We start from the raw sequence: 23,064 nt of genomic DNA, 5'->3' as shown, positions 1-23,064 counted from the left end.
GAAAATATTCTTAATTTATCCAGCAAAAGAAAAAGGATTAACTTAAGGCATATTGCCGCCCCTTAATCCTTTTTCATCATATCGCTACGAGAGAAGAGCCCTGTCGCTTGCCAGCTGCCGGCCGCGGATCCGCTGAAACTCGTTGAGCAAATCTTCAATCCCTAATTTTTTCTTTTTGTCTTCTTCAATTTCCAGGATGATTTGTCCTTTATCCATCATGATAAGCCGGTTCCCGAGATCCAGGGCCTGCTGCATATTATGGGTGACCATAATGGTGGTCAGCTTGTAATTGCTGACAATTTCCTTCGTAAGGCGGGTGATCAGCTCTGCCCTTGCAGGATCAAGAGCGGCAGTGTGTTCATCAAGCAAAAGGATGGAAGGCTCCGTAAAGGTTGCCATAAGCAGGGATAAAGCCTGTCTTTCTCCCCCTGATAAGAGACCGACCTTTGCATTCAGCCTATTTTCCAGCCCCAGATGAAGGGTCTCTAGGACATCCCTGAAATTTTCCCGGCGCTTTTTGGTGACTCCCCGTTTAAGAGTCCTGCTTTTATTCCTGGAATAGGCCATGGCCAGATTTTCTTCTATCGTCATACTTGGTGCTGTTCCTGCCATTGGATCCTGAAAGACCCTCCCAATCAGAAATGACCTTTTATGCTCCGGCATCATGGCCACGTTTTTCCCATTGATCTTTACGCTGCCGGCATCTGGAATCATCACGCCTGAAATAATATTCATAAGTGTCGACTTACCCGCCCCGTTTGAACCAATGACAGTGACAAAATCGCCGGCAGTTAAAGAAAGGTTTACACTGTCAAGAGCATTTTTTTCATCAGGCGTCCCTTCATTGAAGATTTTGCTGATGTTATTTAGCTGCAGCACGCTGATCCTCCTCCCTTTCTCCGGAAAGATAGCCTTCACCAGGCTGAGCGCGGAGTCTCTTGGCCTTTCTTCTCCCTTCTCTTACCCGATCAAGTGTTTTAGGCATGATCAGGGCAATGATGACAATCACCGCTGTAATGACCTTCATGTCCCCCGGTTGAAGAAAATCGACACGCAGGGCAAGGGTGACGACGATCCGGTAGATGATTGCGCCGCCAATCACGGCAAGAGTAGTTCTCGCAATAGTCTTTGTGCCAAATAAAGCTTCCCCGATGATGACAGATGCCAGTCCGATTATGATCATCCCGATCCCCATCCCGACATCTGCAAATCCGCCCTGCTGGGCTATCAGGGCGCCGGAGAAAGCGACAAGGCTGTTAGAAAGCCCGAGGCCGAGTATAACCATCAGATTCGTATCGGCTGACAGGCTTCTAATCATTCTTTTGTTGTCGCCGGTTGCCCTTAAAGCAAGGCCGATCTCCGTTTTCAGGAACTGATCCGCCAGAAGCTTAATGGCAAATGCAGTAAACAGCATCAATACAAGGATCCCCCATGTCCTTGGAAGGCTGTCCCCAAGCCCAACGGCTGCAAGGAGGCTATTCAGCATCCCGTCGATTCCTGTTTTTTCCCAGGCATCCCTGATGCTTGTCATTGCTGTCTCTGTATTCAGAAGCGGTACATTGGACTTCCCCATGATCCTCAAATTGATGGAATACAAGGCGATCATCATCAGGATACCGGAAAGCAGGCTGTTTATTTTTCCATAAGCATGCAGGATTCCGGTAAGGCAGCCGGCGGCAAAGCCTGCGATAAGGGCAGCACCTGTAGCAAGGAAGGGATTGGCGCCGCTCACGATCAGGGTCGCCGCAACTGCAGCACCCGTCACAAAGCTGCCGTCTACCGTAAGATCCGGAAAATCCAGCACTCTAAAAGAAAGATAGACACCGAGCGCCATGATGCTATAGATGATGCCCGACTCAAATGCTCCAAAGATTGCTGTAAACATCTAGAGACCACGCCCTTCGCTATTCTTCATAAAATTCGGCTAAGTCCTTCCATTCTTCCTTGATCTCAAGTCCTTGTTCTTCTGCAGCTTTTGGATTAAACACAAGTTTAATATTTTCAGGAAGACCTACCGGAATATCACTTGGCTTCTTATCGCCCTTAAGGATGTCGGCTGCCATTTTGCCGGTCTGATAGCCGATTTCGAAATAATCAAATCCGCTCGCCGCTACCCCGCCGCGCTTCAGGGAATCAAGTTCCCCTACAAAGAGAGGAATTTTCTTGCTTTGTGCTACAGCTATAACTGATTCAAGTGCGGAAACGACCGTATTATCTGTCGGGACATATATGGCATCTGCCCTTCCTACTAAAGACTCCGCAGCCTGCTTTACTTCTGCTGAAGTGGACACGGACGCCTCTACCACCTCGGCCCCATTTTTTTCTGCCAGTTCTTTGACTTTTTCGACCTGAACTTCAGAGTTCTGCTCTCCGGCATTGAAAATGACGCCAATCTTTTTGGCACCTGCTTCCTTTGTCATGAAATCGATCGTCTTGCCGGTAGCATCAGGATGATTATCTGTCGTTCCGGTGATATTTTCGCCCGGCTCATCAAATGACTTAACTAGCCCGGCACCGACAGGGTCTGTAACAGATGTAAATACGATGGGTATATCCTTTGTCGCATTCAATGCACTGACCGCACTTGGCGTGGCATTGGCAAAAATAAGGTCCACCTGGTCCCCTGCGAAATTATTGGCAATGGTCTGTGTGTTATTCATATCTGCCTGGGCATTCTGGAAGTCATATTCCACATTATCGCCTTCTTTGAAGCCAGCATCCTCAAGCGCCTTTTTGAAGCCTTCTGTTGCTGCATCCAGTGAAGGATGCTCGGCAAATTGAGTCATTCCAATCTGATACACCTTCTTGTCCCCGCCTTTTCCATCACCGCCTGAAGCCTCATCGCTCCCGCAGCCAGCCAGGAGCATGCTTCCTGCCAGCAGTAAAGAAGCAGCTTTGATCGATTTTTTCATGACAATCCCCCTCGCAAGATTTGTTGGCACTTCACACTGACTTTCTCTCCCGCTGCCATTATGTAATCGCTTACATAATAATATGATAAATTATCTCATCAGCGTTTTCACAACGTTATATTATCACCTGGTTTCAAAAAAAGTCAATAATATTCTAAAGATTTAGTCAATTAAAGCTGGTTATTTTCGTCTTCTTTATGATAGCCGGGCTTTATTGAAAACGGTCTAAACTGGCATGCTGTTTTTTCGATAGCTTCCTGTGCCTCTTCCATCATCCGCTTAAACAGATCGGCAACCGCGGGAACATCTGCAATAAGCCCGGCGGTCTGTCCGGCATTCATGAACCCATTTGCCGCATCTCCTTCAAGAGCCCCTTTTTTATGATAATCTTCATGAGTAAAACGGCTGAATTCAGAAGGATCTTCTGTTTCTTTATGCAGCAGAAAATCGGCATATTCGGTATGCAGTATTCTTCGGATCTGCCCTGCGCTTCTGCCAACTATGACCGTGCTTGAATCACTGGCTTCGAGCAGCGCATTTTTATAATTTTGGTGGAAAGGGGCCTCTTTGACTGCAATGAGGCGCGTACCGATCTGCACACCGCTTGCACCCAGCATGAATACAGATGCCATCCCCCTGCCATCGCTGATCCCCCCTGCAGCTGCCACCGGAATCTTGACCCTGCCGCAAATTTGGGGAATAAGAGAAAGGGTTGTCGTTTCCAGCCTGGAATTGATGCCTGCTGCTTCATAGCCTTCAGCAGTTAGAATGTCAGCTCCTAATGCTTCTGCCTTTTCAGCCTGTCTGACTGATGCAGTGACAGCAATGATTTTAATTCCTTTAGTTTTCAGCCGGCTTATATATGGTGCAGGGTTCCCGGCAGACAGCGATACCGCTGCTGCCCCATATTTTTCAGCCAGCTCCATTGCTTCTTCGGCAAAGGGAGACACACTGATGGGAATATTGACAGCGAAAGGCATGCTGGTAAGGTTCTTCAGCGCAAGCAGCTTTGCCTCAATTTCTTTCGGGTGCATAGTCCCTATACCGATGGTGCCCAGCCCTCCGGCATTGGAAACGGCGGCAGCAAGCCGGCTGCTGCTTATATTCCCCATGCCTCCTTGAATAATTGGATAGCGGATATTTAAAATCTCAGTCAATCTGTTCAACCAGATACCCCTCCCCTGAATAAATGTACTATTTTGAAAATTATCATAATACTCTTAAAACCGCAATAGCACGCCCCTGTTGCTGTGTGGCATGCAAACAGGAGAAACTGCCCGGCAATGTGAAAGGCTTTAATAATTTCCCTATCCACTTTAGATTATTCTAGTGCAGTTCAGCGCAAAAGTTTCTTCAGGGATGAACGCCGGTATTCTCTAGATAGGACAACGAGACGATGGCTCTTCTGCCTTCATTATATTCTGACAGCTGCCGCTTAAGCTCTGAGCTGTTTTACGTCTTTTGTTCATATGCAAGGATGATGATTGATGCAAAACCAGTAAGGACTCGCGATTAATCGGTTTATCGGCCGGCTGCAGATCCTCCGGCAGGGTAAGACTCAGGATCGCAGAATCTCTTCCCGCCATAATCAGTCGCCGAGAGGTTTTTGCAGTTCTATTGGAGGGTATCAAGAAACGACGCTGCCTAACTTGCCTGCAGCTGAAAAGCCCCCTTCCTTTTATTTTTCAGGGGGCTTTGCTAAAATACTTTAGATGAGGGCCTTTCTTTATTACATAATCCATCAGCGTTCGAAAACAATATACATATGCTCGACTGATGAAGAAGGCCTGTTCATCTGTGAAAGAAGGGAGAATAAATTTTGAAGCAAAAACTCGCGGTATTCTACATATCCGTACTATTATTACTTGTACTTGTACTTGTTGGAATTTTTGCACCAAATCAGCTTGAAAATGCGACTGCCGGACTTCAGGACTTCATCAGCAACGCTTTCGGATGGTATTATCTCATTCTGGTTACACTGCTGGTCATTGTCTGCCTCTACTTCCTGATCAGCCCGATTGGAAGGCTGAAGCTTGGAAAACCTGAGGACAAGCCTGAGTTTTCAAGGGTTACCTGGCTTGCCATGCTGTTCAGCGCAGGGATGGGGATAGGATTGGTCTTCTGGGGAGCGGCCGAACCTCTTTCCCATTACGCAGTCAGCTCGCCAACCGGAGAAACCGGCACTGCAGAAGCACTGAAAGATTCTATGAGGTTTACCTACTTCCATTGGGGAATCCACGCCTGGGCTATTTATGGGATTGTCGCACTCGTACTTGCCTATTTTAATTTCAGGCATGGCGAACCCGGACTGATCAGCGCAACTCTGAAGCCCATTTTCGGCGATGCCGTTAAAGGCCCGCTGGGCAAGGTCATCGATGTTATCGCTGTCCTTGCTACCGTGATTGGTGTAGCCACCACCCTTGGTTTTGGAGCTGTCCAGATAAACGGAGGCTTGTCCTTCCTTTTTGACATCCCTTCCAATTTCGTTGTGCAGCTGATCATCATATCCATCGTGACAGTACTTTTCATGATTTCCGCCTGGTCCGGACTTGGGAAAGGCATCAAGATTCTCAGTAACGCGAACATGGGTCTGGCCCTTGTCTTATTCGTTCTCATGTTTTTCATTGGCCCCACCCTGTTCATCCTGAACCTGTTCACCAATACAATCGGGACCTATCTGCAGTCTCTCCTTCAGATGAGCTTCCGGATTGCGCCATTGGATCCCGGCACACGTGAGTGGATCAACGGATGGACAATCTTTTATTGGGCCTGGTGGATTGCCTGGTCGCCTTTCGTCGGCATATTCATTGCCCGCGTTTCGAAGGGGCGCAGCATCAGGGAGTTTGTATTTGGCGTCCTTCTCGTGCCGACTGTCATCGGTTTTCTGTGGTTTTCCACGTTCGGCGGCTCGGCGATGTATCTTGAGCATGTGAAGAATATTTCAATCTCAGGACTGGCAACTGAGGAAACCCTTTTCGCTGTTTTCTCAAACTTTCCGCTTGGAATGGTTCTTTCCATCATTGCCATCATTCTTGTCAGTACATTCTTCATTACGTCAGCTGACTCCGGCACCTATGTCCTTGGCATGATGACAACCAATGGGTCCCATACTCCAGGCAACAGAATAAAACTTACATGGGGCATCCTGCTTGCCGTCATTTCTCTTGTACTCCTGTACAGCGGCGGGCTGCAGGCACTTCAAAATACCATGATTATCGCCGCCCTGCCGTTCTCGGTCATCATGGCCCTTATGACTATATCCCTTATCAAAGCATTGTACAAGGAATCCAAAGAACTGGGGATCGGTCAGATTAAAAGACGGAAACAGTAGAAATGCGGAGGCGACTGTTTAGGTGCGACAAGCATAAGACGAGCCGGACGGAAGGTTGTTCTTTAACCTTCTGGCCTGATTGGCTTATGACTCGAGCACCTAGGAGCCGGAGCTGGACAATAGAAAAGCGGAGGGCGCTTGCTCAGAATTAAGGAACGCAGGCTAAAGGCGCCACGTCCTGTGGCAACGCCTGCATGACCCGCGTCCTGCGGGCCCAGCTTAAGCCAAGCAGAGCGGAAGGTTGTCCTTTAATCTTCTGATCTGATTGGCTTAAGACTCGAGGGGCTAGCGCCCGGAGCTGGACAAGTAGAAATGCGGAAGCGGCTTGCCCAGAGCCGACAAGCATAAGACACGCAAGAATAAAAGGCGTTCTTTGCCTTTAATTCTTGTGTGGCTTATGACTCGAGGCTCTAGCCGCTGGAGCTGGACAATAAAAAGCGGAGGGCGCTTGCTCTCATAAAAAAAGAGACCTTTGCGGGTCTCTTTTTTTCATTCAAGGATATAGGGATGATCCAAAACGTCATAATCATCTTCCCTGCTGCCGATTTCATTGCCGTCTTTGAATACAGCTTCAAAAAAGCGGGATGCGGGTTCTGCGAGTTCTTTATAATAGTCGCTAAACAGCGAAGCTGCATGGGCTCCGAGCCACTGATCGGGAAGAAGCTCCGCAGGCAGGCCTGGATCGACGAAAAGAAATTTCCTGTATTCATGGACCAGCTTTGTCCTTTCCACGAAACAGTCTCCATCTGTCATAAGCCCTTTCTGGATCCTGCTCTTTGCGATAATGTATTTCTCGCTGTATTCACTGATGAACTTCTGGTATTTCCCATTGATTTCGTCCAGGTCCCAGCTTTTTCCGACAATTCTTCTGTTCTCATGCGGACCTTCATATTCGGCGATGAAAAAGTCCACATATTCTTCAATTTTATATTTATCAATCAGATCGGAAACCTGCTTCTCCAGGTTATTCGCTGAAATCCAGCAGCTGCTGGAAAAAGAGCCGAATCCGCTCCAGACCAGCTCTTTTCTCAGTTCATCCCTGACAGATCTGATTTCCTCCGGTATCGTGTACATAAGCATGCGCCATTTGCCGTCCCATTCTTCCGGCTTCAGCTTGAAGATCCGTTTCCCGGCCTCTTCTATTCTTTTACGGCCCCGCTCAGTCAGAGAATAATAGCTCTTATTGCCTGCCTTTTCGGCTTGCACCCAGCCTTGCTTATTCATCCTGGAAATAGCTGCCCTCACCGACTGGTCATTATGCCCGAATTCACTTAAAAGCCTGATCAGGCTGCCTATCCAGATTTTGCTTCCGTAGTGGGAGATATAATCTCCATACAATGTAAATATCATTGATCTTGTATTCAAAGCTTCTTCATCCTTTTCTTTCCTTCTGCCATATGCTGTCCAATGCTGCAGAGACGGATGACCCGGCCTCTTTTGTGCAACATATATATATTACATGAAAATTCTTATTTTTGAAACAGAGGGATCTTATTGTTCCCACCGCTCCAGGATCGACGCGATCCCCTGCCCTACACCCACGCACATCGCCGCCATGGCATAGCGGCTGTTCCTTCTTTTCATTTCATGGACAAGTGAAGTCAAAATCCTTGCCCCGCTTGCTCCAAGGGGATGGCCAAACGCGATGGCGCCTCCATTTACATTAACGCGGGCAGGATCAAGGCCAAGCTGTTCAATGCAGGCAATCGACTGGGCTGCAAAAGCTTCGTTCAACTCAATGAGGTCTATCTCATTAATTGAAATGCCAGCCCGTTCAATGGCCTTTCTGGCAGCCGGCACAGGGCCGATTCCCATGATAGAAGGCTCAACGCCTGCAACAGCAGAAGCTGTGTATTTTGCCAGCGGCTTGAGCCCTAATGCCAGCGCTTTGTCCGCACTCGTCAGCAAGAGGGCAGATGCCCCATCATTGATGCCGGATGAATTTCCTGCAGTTACAGTCCCTCCGGAAAACAGCGGCTTCAGCTGGCCCAGCTTCTCAAAGGTAGTATTTGGCCGGGGATGCTCATCAGCCGAGACAGTTTTTGCCTCACCTTTGTTTAAGCTTACCGGGATTATTTCATCTGTCAGCCTTCCCTCCGCTATCGCTGCCTTCGCTTTCATCTGGCTTTCAAAAGCGAATAGATCCTGCTTTTCCCTGGATATCCCGAATTTATTTGCTACATTTTCAGCAGTTTCCGGCATCGATTCTGCTCCATACATCTCCATTAATGCAGGATTTGTAAATCGCCAGCCGATTGTGGTGTCATATAGTTGCATGTTCCCCCTCTGGAACTCATTTTCCGGCTTACACATGACAAAGGGAGCTCTTGTCATGCTTTCTGTCCCTCCTGCAATAAAAATATCACCTTCCCCAGCCAATATAGCCCTTGCCGCATAATTAACCGCATCAAGACCTGAACCGCAAAGCCGATTAACTGTTGTACCGGCTGTTGCGACCGGCAGCCCTGCCAGAAGGGCTGCCATCCTGGCCACATTCCGGTTATCTTCACCGGCCTGGTTGGCATTTCCCAACACGACTTCCTCAATGTCCCCTGGCTGTACCTGTGGATTTCTTGCCAGCAATCCTTTTATGGCAACAGCTGCAAGATCATCCGGGCGGACAGATTTCAGGAGCCCTTTAAACCTGCCGATCGGGGTGCGTACAGCATCGATGATGACGGCTTCCCTCATTGCTTCAGCTCCTTTATACCGTATTCATAAACGCCGCGTCCTGATTTCCTTCCAAGCCGGCCTGCTTTAACGTACTGCTCAAGAAGAGGTGCCGGCCTGTATTTTTCACCAAGCTTTTCATGAAGATATTTGAGATTGTTCAGCCTTGTATCAAGACCTACCAAGTCCCCCAGTTCAAATGGGCCCATCGGGTAATTGAGCCCCAACTTTACCGCTTTGTCGATTTCCTCAGGAGTCCCTACCCCTTCCTGAAGCATATAGAAAGCTTCGTTGCCGACAAGAGCGCTGATACGGCTGGTAACAAACCCTGGGAATTCATTGATGATGACGGTTTCTTTGCCCATTTCTGCTGCAGTCTGCCGTATATATTCAACACACTCATCGCTCGTCTCAAGCCCTTTTACAATCTCCACAAGCGGCATCCTGTGAACCGGATTAAAAAAGTGCATGGCCAGCACCCTGTCCGGCCTGCCGGTAAATGAACCGATTTCCGTTGGACTCATTGTGCTGGTATTGCTTGCAAAGATGCAGTGCGGCGGCGCATGCTGATCAATCACCTCGAATATATTCCTCTTGATTTCAAGCCTTTCAGGGACAGCCTCAATGATGAGGTCGGCCTCGGCAGCATTAGCTGCAAGGCTGACTGAAAAATGCAGCTTCTCCCAGGTACCAGAAACCTCATTTGCTGTCAGCTTCCCCCTCTGCACACCCTTATGCATAATTGATGAAATTTCTTTTTCAGCATCCTTGAGCTGGGAATCGCTGATGTCAACCAGGACAGTCTGAAAACCGCTGGATGCACTGACATAAGCAATGCCCCTGCCCATGACTCCGGAGCCGATGACCACTATCTTTTTCATTCTTATCCCCCCGTACTCGATTTGAATAGAAAAAGCACCCAGGAGCGAGTGCCAAAATTTCAAGTGTGAAGCTACATGCCTATAAAAGCTGCCTTCCTCTTCTCGAGAAAAGCCTGAACACCTTCCTGATGGTCTCTTGTAAGCCCGGCCAAGCGCTGTCCTTTTGCATCCTCTTCCAGGTAATCGGCGAGATTCAGTTCCCAGCAATCCTTCAGCTGCTTTTTAATCAAGCCTGCGGCTGCAGTCGGGAGAGCTGCTGCTCTATCAGCGAACAGTCTTACACCCTCCTCCCAGCTTTCGTGGGGAATCACCCTGGTCGCCAGTCCAAGACGCAAAGCTTCTTCAGCTGTCACTTTTTCCCCCAGAAGGGCAAGCTCAAGCGCTTTTGCCTGGCCAATCAGCCTGGGCAGGAAGAACATATTGCCTGCATCAGGAATCAGGCCAACATGTATAAAAGATTGAATGAAGCTTGCCTTATCGGAGACAAGCCGGAAATCGCAGGCGAGCGCCAGGCTCATTCCTGCCCCTGCTGCAACACCATTTACTGCTGCCATGACTGGCTTTTCACAATGATACAGCTCCATGACCATAGGATTGTACCTTTTCCGCAAAATTTCTCCATGATCTGTATTTTCGCTGACACTAGCTAGATCCTCGCCCGAACAGAAAGCCCTGCCTTCGCCGGTTATGACAATCGCTCTTATCTTAGGGTCAGATCCGGCCTCCCGCAAAGCCTGCCCAATTTCACTGTTGAGTTCAGCTGTAAAAGCGTTCAGCTTTTCGGGCCTGTTGAGCCTGATCCAGGCAATTTTTCCTTCAGCTTCATAAATAATTGTCTGATACATGGGCCACGCCCCCTTATTCTGCTGTTTCCTCACCAATCATCAGGGTGATGAGATCTCCAGCAAAAGACATGGCATCCTTGCCGGAGGCTTTTCCTTCATCAGTTTTCATTGCAGCTTTAAGCGCTTCGTGACTGTCATAAAACATTTCGCACATAAGATAATACTTGCCTTCTCCACCCATGGGACTGCCGGTTATTCTCGTAACCTTCATTTCACGAAGCCCCGGGATCTTGGCTGTGAGGGGTACATGCGTTTGAAAATAATGCTCATCGAAAGCTTCCTTATTTTCCGGGTGCTTGTAAAGCGCGATCAATTTTACCATTTCTATCATCCTTTCAATCTATAAGTTTAATTATGCCTATAAAAGGCTGGATACCGGCTTCATTGCTTCAAAAGGATTCTTGCATGCACGGCAGTACAGCAGGCTCCTGCAGGCAGTCGGCCCGAATATATTTTCAAGAGTGGTGTAAGGAGAGCTGCAGTAAGGGCAATCCACCTTCCATTCTCCGGTTTCTTCCATTCTTTCCGGAGCCGGCGCGATGCCGAATTCCTTCAGATGCGTTTTGCCTGTCTCGGAAATACGGTCAGAAGTCCAGGGAGGATCATAGATGAAACGCACTTCAAAGGACTGTTCGAGTTCCAAGTCTCCGAGTTTTTCTTCAACGCTCCTCTGAATCATTTCAAGGGCAGGGCATCCCAGAAAAGTGGGCAAAAGCTCAATCACTATTCTTTCTTTCTCCGCCTGCACTTTTTCGACCATTCCAAGTTCAATAATGGAGACAGCCGGAATTTCCGGATCTTTGACTAGATCTAACGCTCCGAGAATAGATTGCTCGATCTCGCTTCTGGCTTTGTCCATATATGCACTTCCTTTTTTACCAGCTAGCTGCCGGGTCGCTTCTGTACACTTCAGAGAGTGTGTCCAAAGCTTCTGTTAAGTCTTTGGTATGCCGGCCTTCTCTCCCATTCCCAAGTTCGAGCCCAAATTGGCGCGGAACAAGAGAGCCGGCTGCTTCAAATACAGATGACAGTTTTGCTTCCAGACTTTTTAATAGCTGGTCTTCCCCGGCTATCAGACCCTCGGCCTGCATTTCTTCTGCAAGCGGACCCAGATTCAGGAGGTCCCCCATCATGGTATAGATGCTGGATGCCGCTTCCTCCATGCGCCTCCTGGCCTCCCCGCCGGCCTGCATCAGCTGCAGGAACCAGGTTTTCCAATGAAGGAGATGGTAGTGCAGTTCCATGCTTATTTTCACAGCAGCTGTCCGGAGCGGAAGAAAGGAGGAAGTTTTCAGCGATTCCATTTTCACTTTCTTTGCGTATACATAGAGAAAATTACGGACGACAGCAAAAGCCCAATCATACTGCGGATTCTGCAGATAATGGCCTGGCCCATTCGCTCTTTCGGCGAGTATGCTGTTCCTTCTTTCTTCAGCCTTTCTTAAATGGGCCAGATCATCTGAGTTTCCTTCCCCCGCTTCCTCCAGGATCTGATAAAACATAGCGGCATGACCCATGGTGTCCTGGCTTATAGAGGAAAAAGCAACATCCTCTTCAATATGCGGGGCTAGGCCGAGCCACTCTGATCCTCGGTATGAAAGGATGAAATCGTCATCAGCAAGCTGGTATAATAGTTCAATGGCAGCCCTGGAAGCTTTTTTTCCGGGCAGCTCAGCCTTCAGTTCGACTGTCAAGGTTCCCGTTCCCTCCCCAAGAAAGAATTTCTTTCTCATCAAGCATATTCTGTTCGTACTGGCGCCATTTCTTCTTTAAATATCCGTATCCCTTTGCAGTCCTGTAATCCTTGTTATCGAGCCGCTGAAGGGTGAGCCTCTCCTCCGGATCCATCTTGCGGATTTTGGAACGCTTGACGACCCAGATGTCGGCCACCTGCTCTCTTCTCATGAAATTTTCCTGTGCAAAAACTAGGGCAAGCTCTTCGTTTGGAGCCAGCAGCGAAAACTGATGCTGCATAGGTGACGTATCCGTTTTTTTGCTGAACACTTCGTATTCACTGTAAAATTCAGAAGCAGGCACATGCTCCCTCCTTTCTTAATTAGCCTGCACACTCAGTGCATCCCGGACCCATTGGGAGGACCGATAGGCATCACGGCGCAGACTCAGCCTTTCAGCCGATTTTGGCCCGCTGTTGCTGATAATTTCCTTAAAGCGGCTCCAGTCAGGCTGTTTATATTTCCATCCTGTATCTTCACTGTATCCCAGGGTCGGATCCGGTATGGTCAATCCTAGTGAGAGAATCCTTGGCACATACTTGGAAAAGAAATCCTGGCGCAGCTCTTCATTTGTTTTCGTCCTGATTTTGTACTTAATCGTAATATCCTGCTTGGACGTGCCGGTCGCCCGGGCATCTGCCGGGCCGAAAAACATCAATAATGCTTCCCACCAGCGATTGACAGCATCCTGAACCATTTCTCTCTGCTTTTCTGTCCCCTCGGCCAATGCCATGATGATCGCCTCACCATGCTGGGCATGGAAAACCTCTTCAGCGCAGATTCGTTTTAATGCTCTTGCATAAGGTCCATAAGATGAACCAAGCATATTCGTTTGGGTGATGATCGCTGCACCGTCGACCAGCCAGCCTATAAGCCCGGCGTCCCCCCATGTAGGAGCCTCCATATGAAAGACATTGTGGAATTTGAGCTTCCCTGTAAAAAGATCTTCCATTATATGTTCCCTGCTTTTGCTAAGCGGCAGCATCAGATCCTCTGCAACCCGAAGCAAAAGCTGTCCGTGGCCCATTTCATCCTGGACCTTGGCCATGATGCCAAGCTTCCTTTTTAGAGTCGGCGCTTTAGGGACCCATTCCTTTTCAGGCAGGGCACCCATGATTTCGCTTATTCCGTGCATGCTGATCAGCTTGATGAGTGTGAGCCTGTAATCATCGGGCATCCAGTCATCCGCCTCTATTTTTTCCCCATTAGAAATCCTTTCCATAAAGTTTCCCAGCTTCTCTTCTTCGGTTAAAGAAGAATACAGCTGTCCTGCCATATTGTCAGCCTCCTTCTATTAAATCCCGCTTATAGCTTCAGGAGCATTTTTGTTATTAATTATTCTCACAGCTTTCCCCTCGGACCGGGGAATGCTTTTCGGCGGATGAAGTTCAACGGAAATGGAAATATAGCATTGAGATTGTAAATGGTTTTTAAGCCTCATTCGGATAGCTTCCGCATAATCGGACTGTAAATCGCCGCCCATCTTTGAATAGGACCTTTCCTCCAATTCAAGATGCAGGACAAGTGATTTGAGCGCCTTGCCGGAATGAAGTGCAATCTGATAGTGGGGGGAGATATCTTCCTGGCCAACCAGACAGCTTTCTATCTGGGAAGGAAAAACATTCACGCCATTAATGTTCAGCATATCGTCGATCCTGCCCCTTATTCTCGACATCCTGGCAGTGGTCCTTCCGCACTTGCACGTTTCCTTTGACAGGCTGGCAATGTCACCGGTCCGGTAGCGGATAACAGGAAAGGCTTCTTTTGAAATGCTTGTGAAGACCAGCTCCCCTTCACTCCCAAAAGGAAGCGCTTCCAAAGTTTCCGGATCGATCACCTCCGCAATGAAATGATCCTCAGCGATATGCAGCCCATCCTGTGCCTCATGGCATTCCATGCTGATGCCAGGACCCATAACCTCGCTTAAGCCGTAAATGTCGCAGGCTTTAATGGCGAGCTTCATCTCCAGAACTTTACGCATTTCTTCCGACCAGGCCTCTGCTCCGAATATGCCGTATTTCAGCGAAGTACTTGCAGGATCGATACCCATTTCCTCCATCTTTTCAGCAAGACTTAATATATAAGAAGGAGTCCCGCATATAACGGAAGGTTTAAAATCCTGAATGAGCATGATCTGCCGTTCCGTGTTGCCGCCTGAGACAGGTACAGTGGCCATTCCGAGATGTTCGCTGCCATAATGCAATCCAAGGCCCCCCGTAAAAAGGCCGTATCCATATGCATTATGCAGCCGTTCGCCAGGTCTTCCGCCACCCAGCGCAATGGCACGGGCGACCAGCTCTGTCCAAATCTCAATATCCTTCTTTGTATAGCCGACAACCGTCGGCTTTCCGCTCGTGCCAGAAGAAGCATGCAGACGGACCACTTTATCCATCGGAGCAGCAAAAAGGCCGAACGGGTACTGGCTCCTTAAATCTGCTTTCTCTGTAAATGGCAGTTTTTTTAGATCTTCTAGCGTCTGAATATCCTGTGGCACCAGGTTAGCTTCAGAAAATCTTTGCCTGTAAAATGGCACTTCGTGAAAAACTCTTGCTGCTGTAATCTTAAGCCCTTCCAATTGAACGGCTTCAATCACATCTCTGCCCGATTTTTCAATGCTATGAAGAATCAAAGGGCACCCTCCTATTCCCTTTCCGTCATATAACGTAAAAAAATCGTCTCGTTTAATATCTGTTATACCATTAAGATAACCTGAAAAAAATCCGTTGTCAAATTATTTTTCAGAAAATTCAATCCTCGTTAAATATTATGCCAGATGGAGGATTCTTTTTTTCTCAGTCTTCAGTCACTCATTCGAAGCTTCCTTATAGAATCTAAAAGCCGGCAGGAGAATTTGATCTCCTGCCGGCTATATGATTGAACTCACTATTCCCCGCATTGGTCTTGGGTTGTACATAATTCCTGCAGAGAAAAGTCCCCTTCAGGCAGTGAAATAAAGGTAAACCCATCCTCACTGTATAATTCCCATCCCTCAAAATGGCAGCTGTCATGAAATAAGTCAAGAACTATTGAGCCGGAAAAAGCGATGCGCAGCATTTTAACTTCCTCCATAAAAATCACTTCAATTACCTGACAGCCGATGAGAGACTCTTTCAGCTGAACATTGGCAGGAACCTCACGGGAATCACTGCTTCCAGCCATGATTTTATTTTCGCGCTGGAGCCTCCATGGACACTCAGCGACAAGGCCGCCTGCTGTCAGCTCCAGTTCAAGCAGAGAATTTGAGCCAATAATAACATTGACAATGGATTGCTTTTCAAAATGCGAAAAATCGATACCGCTTAATTTGCTCATATAGTTGTATTCTCCCAGCTTTGTATACTTCTTTTAAAACATCGCAGCACTGGTCTGTAAGCACCTTCCATTTTTTTAAAAGTAATGTAATCATTTTTGTATGTATGTTATCAGGATTATATGGTTTCAATAAAAAGCAGCCTGTTTGGATGGAAGCTTTTTGTATTTTTTAGCAGAAGGGGGTGAGTTTGACCGTTGGAGGACCTCTGATTTAATTATTTCAGTTTAGAGGGTTCCATTCCGCTCTTTTGAGGCCCTCTGATTTGATTTTTTCGGTTTAGAAGGTTCCATTTCGCTCGTTTGAGACCCTCTGATTTGATTATTTCAGTTTAGAGGGTTCCATTTCGCTCTTTTGAGGCCCTCTGATTTGATTATTTCAGTTTAGAAGGTTCCATTTCGCTCTTTTGAGACCCTCTGATTTGATTATTTCAGTTTAGAGGGTTCCATTTCGCTCGTTTGAGGCCCTCTGATTTGATTATTTTAGTTTAGAGGGTTCCATTCCGCTCGTTTGAGGCCCTCTGATTTGATTTTTTCGGTTTAGAGGGTCCTATTCCGCTCCGTTAAGACCCTCTATACCTCTTTTTCCTGCTTAGGGGGTTCTAGTCTGCTCCTCTAAGACCCTCTGTACGGCTTTTTCCTTGTTCAGAATGTTCCAGTTCCCTTTTGGCTAAAAATTATCTTTCATCCCTTTATGTTTCTTTTATTATATCGTTGAAAAAATACCATGCCAAATCATTAACCCCTGTTTTCGGCAGATACGGTGTATCTGTTGAGCCACAAAGAAAACGGAAAACTACTTGTCCTGCACCCTTCACATAAAAAAAAGCCAACTCCTAAGAGTCAGCTTTCGTCTTCGACATATGGATCATGTTCATAGGCAGGAAGGTCGCCGAAGGTTGTCATGATGCCTTCTTCATCAAGGGCCTCTTCATACCTTTCATGCTGTGCACTTGGGTATACTGTGATGTTCTTGCCTTCAATATCGGTACCGATGAAGTTTTCATAATCCTCAACATAACCGATATTTTCCTCTGCTTCTATATTGGTATCGTTATAATGGTCATGCGGAACAATAAAGTCGGAAGGCGTTTCGGAGTTCCCCCAGCTTTCGACTTCCTGCCATGCGTCCTCTGCATCGAATGAAACATTTTCATCCTGTTCGTCCATATCGAATTTACCGAAAGGAGGCATCAGCACACCTTCTTCGATCGGCCTTTCATGGGAAGTAACCTGGTCAGGGCTGTGCTCCTTGCAGTACGTTGTGTTCGGCAGAGCTTCCAGGCGTTCTTTTGGAATTTCTTTATGGCATACTTCACAAATGCCATAGGTCCCCTGGTCAATCGCCTGCAGCGCTTTGAGTATATTGCTCAGTTCAAGCTTATAGTGCTCATTCAGCGCCAGGTCTTTCTCGCGTTCGTACAGCTCAGTTCCTTCGTCGCCAGGATGGTTATCGTAGCTGGACAGCTCCCCGACGGATTCATGGGGATGGTCCCTTGTCAGGTCGAAATTGTCATTGGACTGAAATCTTTCTTCGAGATCTTTTTTTTCATGCAATAGCTGGGAACGGAACGCTGCTATTTCGTCTTTAGTAAGCAAGATTCCATCTCTCCCTTCTGTTTTGTTCTACCTATATTTTGGGATGTACGGTGCAATCTCATGAGTGTTAAATAGTGTTAAATGAACAAAAAAGGAAAGGCCGCTGGGCCCTCCCTTTCTTTATTTCCATTTTTTCAGACCCTGGATGATCCTTTTTCGGAAACGTTCCAGTACGCCAGTCTCACCTTTTGCCACTTTCTGCTTATTCCATTCATAATAGCTTGCAGCTGCAATCAAAAGGCTTCCGGCGATCAGAAGGTACGCCCACCATGGCAGATTGCCCCAAAACGGCCTGGATTGCATCAATACATTAAGTAAAAGAACGGCAAAGCCTGTGAAGAAATATGATTTGATCTTCCAGATCAGCCCGCCAAAAATGGACAGCAGCGATAAAATTCCAATGATCAGGGCATCCTGAATGGTCGAGCCTGCAAGAGCGTCCTCCACTAGAAGAACGGCTGACACAGCAAGCACTGCCCATTGAAGCTTGCTGATGAAGTCCGGGAAACGCCCCTTCAGGATCAGTCTTATCAGTATGCTAACTGCAATGAAAGGAAGCACATATGCCTCCCTGCTGAGCACTTGAGGGATCGGCAAATATTCTACAAGGGCAAAGTATGGTTGAAGCAAAAACACTGCACCGGCAGCGGGAGGAATCCAGCCCCATTCCTGCGGCATCCGCCTGCCTTGAGACCATAATGCCAAAGAAATGAGAATGCCCGGCAGCATTTCCGTAAGAATTCCGCCTTCCGCCGGATACATTCCTGCCAGGAAAAGCAGGCCGGCGGGTGTATAGCTGTCAAACCTCAAACTCCGTTCCGTTATTTCATAAAGCTGTTTGGAAAGAAATTGGCCGATAAAGATCAACACAGCCCCCATTCCGCCCATAACCAGCATCCAGAGTACAGATCCCATACCAGATGCTGTAACATACATCATAGATGCAAACCACATGAGGACCAGCGGAACACCATTCAGGAGCTCCCACCTTCTGCTGTGGATATAATATAAGATAGCAGCACCATATATCACAGATAAGGAGAAATCCGCCAGTCCAAAAGGATACACCAGCACCGAGGATGCAAGGCCGATTAAGGAGAATGGGACAAGATAATAAGGCAGCCGCTTTTGATCTTCCTCTGACATTAGGCGTGAAAGCCCGTAGGTCACAAAGCTTGAGAGCAGAAAAACATACTGCCTGCTGCTTCCCTCAAAAATCAAAAGGTCAAGCGAATAGAAAAACAAAAACAGCGATAAACAAGCACTATATAAGAAGGCTTTCGTTTGCCACTCACGATAGGATTGCCGGGAACTGATCCAATATACCGCACCTGCAGCAGCCAAGCTGATGAAAGCATGCTCACTATGTAGCAGCCAGGTCAAAACCAATGCAAAAGGAAGATAAATATGGGCTGACCATGCAAAAGAACGAAATAGCATTTGTTCTTTATTCCTTAAGAAAGCCGAAATTCCGGCAAGGACAATGCCCGGCATGACAATCTCTGTCCATCGGACTATTTCAGGCAAGAGCACAGCCTTGCTGACGGCAGTTAAAAGAGCAAAATATGCTGCAAACACGATTGCCGGCATCAGATAAGATGACAGCCTATTTTTCACTGCTTTATGAAGCCTGAAATAAATCCCTATTCCGCAAACCAATACCGCTGCTCTGGCCCACTCATTCAGCGGGAGGAAGATTGCAGATAGAACGGCTGCCGAATAAAAGGCCTGTGAAATAAAAAACATATATTTACTCATTGCCGGCTCAATTTTCCTATTCAGCAGCATGCCTGTCGCCAAACTGGCTGCAGCCAGGATTGCATTCATCGCAAATCCGAGTGTCTCTCTGTAAAATGGCCAGCTGGTCCGCAGCCATTCCCCCCAGGAGAAGAAGGCAAGTGCAAAGGACAAAGGAACTGCCCATGACAAAGCTTCGTTGAACTCCTGCCTTTTTTCAGCGGTTCGGGACATCCAGAACAGGACGCTGAGAAGCATCAGCATAACGCCTAGCCTGCCCCAGCAGGCAAAGCTTGCGGACAGCACCATGCAGATGCCCATTACACCCAGTCCGATATCACGCGAACTTTGGCTGATAACACGAAGAAATACCGGTGTTTTAAGGATGCCGAATATAACATATATAACAGCGCCCGATAGAAAAACAGGCAATAGAAAATTTTTGAATGAGAAAAATCTATCAGCCAATAACAGCAGCTCCCATGATGCCGCGAATAGAAAAACAGGGCTAAAATAAGCAAATAAACCATTTTTTCCTTCAGCCAAAAACAAAAACTGGCCGGAAAGAATCAGGTAAGCGAGGAGCATGCTAATGGACGGTTCATTCAATCCTGCCAGCGCTGCCTCTGCACTTATCAATAAGAAGACAAAAAGAGACACAGCTGCACTCGTCCAGTTGAATATCTTCTTCCAGCCTTCATCTTCCCTGAGCAGTTTTGGCAGGAACATAAACCCTGCACCGGCAGCCGCATAAACTGCCGGGCTAAGAAGCTCCAGCAGGGAATTTTCCGTCAGCTGGTATATCCCCATAACAATCAGCAGTGTGAACGCATAATGATATTCCTTCCTGCCGGAAACATACACACTCGCCATAAAGAGAACAGCTGCAAGAAGCAGATTGATGCCAACACTAAAAGTATTCTGATAAAAAGCCAGCATCATAACAGTAGACAAAATCAGGCTTGCCTGGACGATATAAGCCAGCTCCCCAAAGAACAGGGGAGAAATACTCTTTTTCCGCCCCTTCAGGAACAGGGCAATCAGTCCCGCATTATAAATCATCATGCCTAAATAAAAGGTATCCTGCCTTGCCCCCAGTGCAAGCAGCAGGAAGCCGGCAGCAGATATTAATGCAGAGAAAGAAAACCAGACGAAAAGCCTCGAACCCATTTGCCGGGCAAGGAAACCATAAAACGGAGCCAGGATTAAAGCTCCTGCAGCAGCAAAAAAATAGCTCCCCTCACCATAAAAAGATAAATACTCGCCCATGAGACCGAACCAGCTTACCGACAGCAGAAAGATGGGCAGAAACAAGCTCCCCAGCACATTGAAGGCAAGAGCAGTCTTTTGTATTCCAAGAAGCTTCCCGGCTGCAAGGGAGATCCCGAAGAACAGCAATGAAACAAGTGCGATGGAACCGCTCTTCATCCAGTCGCTCATTTCATCCCAATTGCTGGTTGCGACAAAAAGCCCTCCAACCAGGAGCAGCACAACACCGAGATTCAGCGTCATTGATATATTCCGTTCCCGCACTTCCTCGGGGCTCCGTGTTTTTTCTTCAGCAGAAGGCTTTTCAGGTACAGATACAGGCACAGGTGCAGTGATCACCTTCTCTTCCTTTTTCGGCTGCTCAGCCGTTTTCAATTCCACTTCATCCAATTCCAGTGACTGATAGTAGGAAAGATGGGCTTCAAGCACCCGGCTGTAATCGTCCGGACCAATGAATTCCTGCTTTTTCAGTTTATACAGTTCTTTTTGGAAAATTTGCTTTTCATGCTCTTTGGTAAGAGAACCCAAGGATATGCCCCCTTCTATGGATAAAATTCCATCATATTCATTTAGTGTAATATTACACCAAATGAATCCTTTTTAAAACTATTTTTTAAAAAATTGACAGAATTTTTGCAAGAGGGAGGTTTTCTTAACCGCTATGGAGAATATAAAGTATTTATTTGCGAAGGCTCTGCCGGCTGCGGGAATATACCCAGCCCGTCCAGAGAAATAGGAGGCTGCTATGCTAAACAATGTATTCGATTATTTGAAAAAAGAACGCGACACCCACCTGCAGGAGCTGACCGAGTTTTTATCGATTCCAAGCATCAGCGCCCTGCCTGAACATAAGGAAGATGTCAGAAAGGCAGCAGAATGGACGGCGAGAGCGCTTGAAAAAGCTGGTGCTGAGAATGTCAATATCTATGATACTTCCGGCCATCCGGTTGTATACGGAGACTATATAAGGGATGAAAGCAGACCGACTGTCCTGATATATGGCCATTATGATGTCCAGCCGGCCGATCCGCTTGAGCTCTGGGAAAGTGCGCCTTTCGATCCCGAAATCAGGGATGAGAAAATATTTGCCAGGGGAGCGAGCGATGATAAAGGACAGGTCTTCATGCATATAAAAGCTTTTGAAGCACTGTTGAAAGTGACTGGAAATGCACCTGTCAATTTTAAGTTTTGCATAGAAGGTGAAGAGGAAATCGGGAGTCCGAATCTGCCAAAATTCGCTGAGGAGCATAGAGAGCTCCTTTCTGCAGATGCAGCGGTGATTTCGGATACCAGCATGATGGAAAAAGGCAGGCCCTCCATATGCTATGGACTAAGGGGGCTCTGCGGGCTGCAGATTGACTTGAAAGGAGCAAATGCTGATCTGCATTCAGGTTTATATGGAGGAGCGGTGCAAAATCCGATACATGCCTTGGCTAAAATTGTGTCTTCCTTTCATGATTTTGACGGTAAAATATTGGTCGACGGCTTCTATGATCAGGTGGAAACATTGACCGAGCAGGAAAAAGAGGCTTATGATGCACTTGGCTTAGAGGATGACAGCTTTAAATCACAAGCCGGCGTAAAGGAGCTGTTTGGGGAATCGGGGTACTCAACTGTTGAGAGGCTTTGGGTCAGGCCTACTTTGGAAGTGAATGGAATCGGCGGAGGCTTCCAGGGTGAAGGGATCAAAACGGTCATCCCTTCCCGGGCATCAGCCAAAATCACCTGCCGCCTTGTCCCCAACCAGGACCCAGATGAAATCGCCCGCCTGCTCGAGGAACATATCAAAAAGCATACTCCTCCTGGTGTAGAACTGAGCGTTACCTTATTTGACAAAGGAGCGCCTTATGTTACTCCGTTTGACCACCCGGCCATCCAGACTGCCGGAAAAGCTTATGAAAAAGTATACGGTGTGCCGGCGGCGTTCACCCGCGGAGGGGGATCGATCCCGATCGTTTCCGTTTTCGACCAGCTTCTGGGTCTGCCCGTCGTCCTGATGGGCTTTGGTCTGCCGGAAGAAAATTTCCATGCTCCCAATGAGCACTTTCATCTTGAGAACTTTGATAAAGGCATGCAGACCCTCTGCCATTACTGGGCTGACCTGTCGGAAGAAAGGTTTTGAGACCATAGGAAAAGGCGCTTTTCAGCGCCTTTTCTTTATTTCCTGATAGAAACCAATTTTACATCATCAAAGCTGAAACGGTGGTAATTTTCCTCTTTGTCGGTAAACTCAATAAATCCTTCAAGGTCCTTGATCCTTCCAATAACTTCAGAACGGCTTTCGGCCTCAATCTCCTCAATGACCTCCAGGCCTTTCTCAAATGTGTAAACAATTTTGAAATTTTCCATTGCTAACATCTCCTCTTTTATTCTATATGATTGCCTTCACCGGAAGGAAGGTCTCCAAACCGCGATAGTTCAGTTTGTTTTTAAGAGTACAAGCAGCCCATCTTCTGCATACCCCAGGACTTCCCGGGCGTCCACGTCTGACAGGCCAAGGTCTGAAAGTCTCCCAAGAACACTGGAAAGAGCCGGTTCTTCTCCATCCGGTTCAAACGCTGTAGCAAGATTCCGGAAGACCGGACCATCATTTGAAGGTGAATGTTTAACCATTTCAACCTGCAATCCTGTTTTCTCTTTCAGCTTGTCACCCTCTTCACTATCCCTGCACACCACTATATAGCTTTCTGCGGATGAAGCATCCGCTGCTTTCCCGATGATTTCATCTGCAGAAGAAAATACGCCTGCCACTTTTGATTCAGCCATTATGTATCTTCA

Annotated in this window: 21 protein-coding genes; 2 read left to right on the top strand and 19 right to left on the bottom strand. The window is 47.4% G+C overall.

Annotated elements, in window-relative coordinates:
* Nucleotides 1-84: 84 nt before the first annotated feature.
* From CYJ37_RS01760 to CYJ37_RS01745, 4 genes are all read right to left on the bottom strand, one after another.
* On the bottom strand, nt 85-879 hold the full coding sequence (locus CYJ37_RS01760; protein WP_101547664.1) for an ABC transporter ATP-binding protein: 795 nt from the start codon (nt 877-879) through the stop codon (nt 85-87).
* Nucleotides 863-1,885 (bottom strand): ABC transporter permease, encoded by a 1,023-nt coding sequence (locus CYJ37_RS01755; protein WP_101547663.1) that lies wholly within the window; start codon nt 1,883-1,885, stop codon nt 863-865. Before CYJ37_RS01755 ends, CYJ37_RS01760 begins: the two co-directional genes overlap by 17 nt.
* Nucleotides 1,886-1,904: 19 nt before the next feature.
* On the bottom strand, nt 1,905-2,912 hold the full coding sequence (locus CYJ37_RS01750) for an ABC transporter substrate-binding protein (RefSeq protein ID WP_101547662.1): 1,008 nt from the start codon (nt 2,910-2,912) through the stop codon (nt 1,905-1,907).
* Nucleotides 2,913-3,082: 170 nt separating this feature from the next.
* On the bottom strand, nt 3,083-4,078 hold the full coding sequence (locus CYJ37_RS01745) for an NAD(P)H-dependent flavin oxidoreductase (protein WP_101547661.1): 996 nt from the start codon (nt 4,076-4,078) through the stop codon (nt 3,083-3,085).
* 653 nt (nt 4,079-4,731) lie between these two features.
* Between CYJ37_RS01745 and CYJ37_RS01740 the strand changes: the two genes are divergently transcribed.
* Nucleotides 4,732-6,243 carry a glycine betaine uptake BCCT transporter gene (locus CYJ37_RS01740; protein WP_101547660.1) on the top strand — a complete coding sequence of 504 codons (1,512 nt, stop codon included), beginning with the start codon at nt 4,732-4,734 and terminating at the stop codon, nt 6,241-6,243.
* A gap of 489 nt (nt 6,244-6,732) precedes the next feature.
* Here the strand turns inward: CYJ37_RS01740 and paaX are convergent, their stop codons facing one another.
* The 13 genes from paaX to CYJ37_RS01675 form a co-directional block, all read right to left on the bottom strand.
* On the bottom strand, nt 6,733-7,608 hold the full coding sequence (gene paaX, locus CYJ37_RS01735) for a phenylacetic acid degradation operon negative regulatory protein PaaX (protein WP_101547659.1): 876 nt from the start codon (nt 7,606-7,608) through the stop codon (nt 6,733-6,735).
* A gap of 126 nt (nt 7,609-7,734) precedes the next feature.
* Entirely contained in the window at nt 7,735-8,934 is a 1,200-nt protein-coding gene (locus CYJ37_RS01730; protein ID WP_101547658.1) for an acetyl-CoA C-acyltransferase, read from the bottom strand.
* On the bottom strand, nt 8,931-9,794 hold the full coding sequence (locus CYJ37_RS01725) for a 3-hydroxyacyl-CoA dehydrogenase (protein WP_101547657.1): 864 nt from the start codon (nt 9,792-9,794) through the stop codon (nt 8,931-8,933). Before CYJ37_RS01725 ends, CYJ37_RS01730 begins: the two co-directional genes overlap by 4 nt.
* 71 nt (nt 9,795-9,865) lie before the next feature.
* Complete coding sequence (locus CYJ37_RS01720; protein WP_101547656.1) at nt 9,866-10,639, bottom strand: enoyl-CoA hydratase/isomerase family protein; 774 nt, start codon at nt 10,637-10,639, stop codon at nt 9,866-9,868.
* Nucleotides 10,640-10,652: 13 nt separating this feature from the next.
* On the bottom strand, nt 10,653-10,961 hold the full coding sequence (locus CYJ37_RS01715) for an EthD family reductase (RefSeq protein WP_101547655.1): 309 nt from the start codon (nt 10,959-10,961) through the stop codon (nt 10,653-10,655).
* Between the two features lie 36 nt (nt 10,962-10,997).
* The gene (gene paaD / locus CYJ37_RS01710; protein WP_101547654.1) at nt 10,998-11,498 is read right to left on the bottom strand and encodes a 1,2-phenylacetyl-CoA epoxidase subunit PaaD; all 501 of its coding nucleotides are present in this window, start codon (nt 11,496-11,498) and stop codon (nt 10,998-11,000) included.
* 16 nt (nt 11,499-11,514) lie between these two features.
* Nucleotides 11,515-12,333 (bottom strand): 1,2-phenylacetyl-CoA epoxidase subunit PaaC, encoded by an 819-nt coding sequence (gene paaC / locus CYJ37_RS01705; RefSeq protein WP_101547653.1) that lies wholly within the window; start codon nt 12,331-12,333, stop codon nt 11,515-11,517.
* Nucleotides 12,311-12,676: a 1,2-phenylacetyl-CoA epoxidase subunit PaaB gene (gene paaB / locus CYJ37_RS01700; RefSeq protein ID WP_101547652.1), complete on the bottom strand. Its 366-nt coding sequence runs from the start codon at nt 12,674-12,676 to the stop codon at nt 12,311-12,313. The genes paaC and paaB overlap by 23 nt, the downstream gene beginning before the upstream one ends.
* A gap of 15 nt (nt 12,677-12,691) precedes the next feature.
* Complete coding sequence (gene paaA, locus CYJ37_RS01695) at nt 12,692-13,648, bottom strand: 1,2-phenylacetyl-CoA epoxidase subunit PaaA (RefSeq protein ID WP_101547651.1); 957 nt, start codon at nt 13,646-13,648, stop codon at nt 12,692-12,694.
* 18 nt (nt 13,649-13,666) lie between these two features.
* Entirely contained in the window at nt 13,667-15,001 is a 1,335-nt protein-coding gene (locus tag CYJ37_RS01690; RefSeq protein ID WP_101547650.1) for a phenylacetate--CoA ligase family protein, read from the bottom strand.
* 254 nt (nt 15,002-15,255) lie between these two features.
* Nucleotides 15,256-15,684 (bottom strand): hypothetical protein, encoded by a 429-nt coding sequence (locus tag CYJ37_RS01685; protein ID WP_101547649.1) that lies wholly within the window; start codon nt 15,682-15,684, stop codon nt 15,256-15,258.
* An 840-nt stretch (nt 15,685-16,524) separates the two neighbouring features.
* Nucleotides 16,525-17,280, bottom strand: coding sequence for a TraR/DksA C4-type zinc finger protein (locus CYJ37_RS01680; RefSeq protein ID WP_101547648.1), 756 nt, complete (start codon nt 17,278-17,280; stop codon nt 16,525-16,527).
* 120 nt (nt 17,281-17,400) lie between these two features.
* The gene (locus CYJ37_RS01675) at nt 17,401-20,814 is read right to left on the bottom strand and encodes a hypothetical protein (protein WP_101547647.1); all 3,414 of its coding nucleotides are present in this window, start codon (nt 20,812-20,814) and stop codon (nt 17,401-17,403) included.
* Between the two features lie 217 nt (nt 20,815-21,031).
* Between CYJ37_RS01675 and CYJ37_RS01670 the strand changes: the two genes are divergently transcribed.
* Nucleotides 21,032-22,408: a dipeptidase gene (locus CYJ37_RS01670; RefSeq protein ID WP_101547646.1), complete on the top strand. Its 1,377-nt coding sequence runs from the start codon at nt 21,032-21,034 to the stop codon at nt 22,406-22,408.
* 35 nt (nt 22,409-22,443) lie between these two features.
* Here the strand turns inward: CYJ37_RS01670 and CYJ37_RS01665 are convergent, their stop codons facing one another.
* Together CYJ37_RS01665 and CYJ37_RS01660 are read right to left on the bottom strand one after the other, a co-directional pair.
* Entirely contained in the window at nt 22,444-22,635 is a 192-nt protein-coding gene (locus CYJ37_RS01665) for a hypothetical protein (RefSeq protein WP_009790816.1), read from the bottom strand.
* Nucleotides 22,636-22,704: 69 nt separating this feature from the next.
* Complete coding sequence (locus CYJ37_RS01660) at nt 22,705-23,052, bottom strand: hypothetical protein (RefSeq protein WP_101547645.1); 348 nt, start codon at nt 23,050-23,052, stop codon at nt 22,705-22,707.
* Between the last annotated feature and the right edge of the window lie 12 nt (nt 23,053-23,064).

It is taken from the genome of Bacillus sp. UMB0728 (assembly GCF_002858875.1).
Taxonomy (GTDB): domain Bacteria; phylum Bacillota; class Bacilli; order Bacillales; family Cytobacillaceae; genus Bacillus_AB; species Bacillus_AB infantis.
Note: the sequence above shows the minus strand (reverse complement) of the source record. Positions and strands in the feature narration are given on the sequence as shown.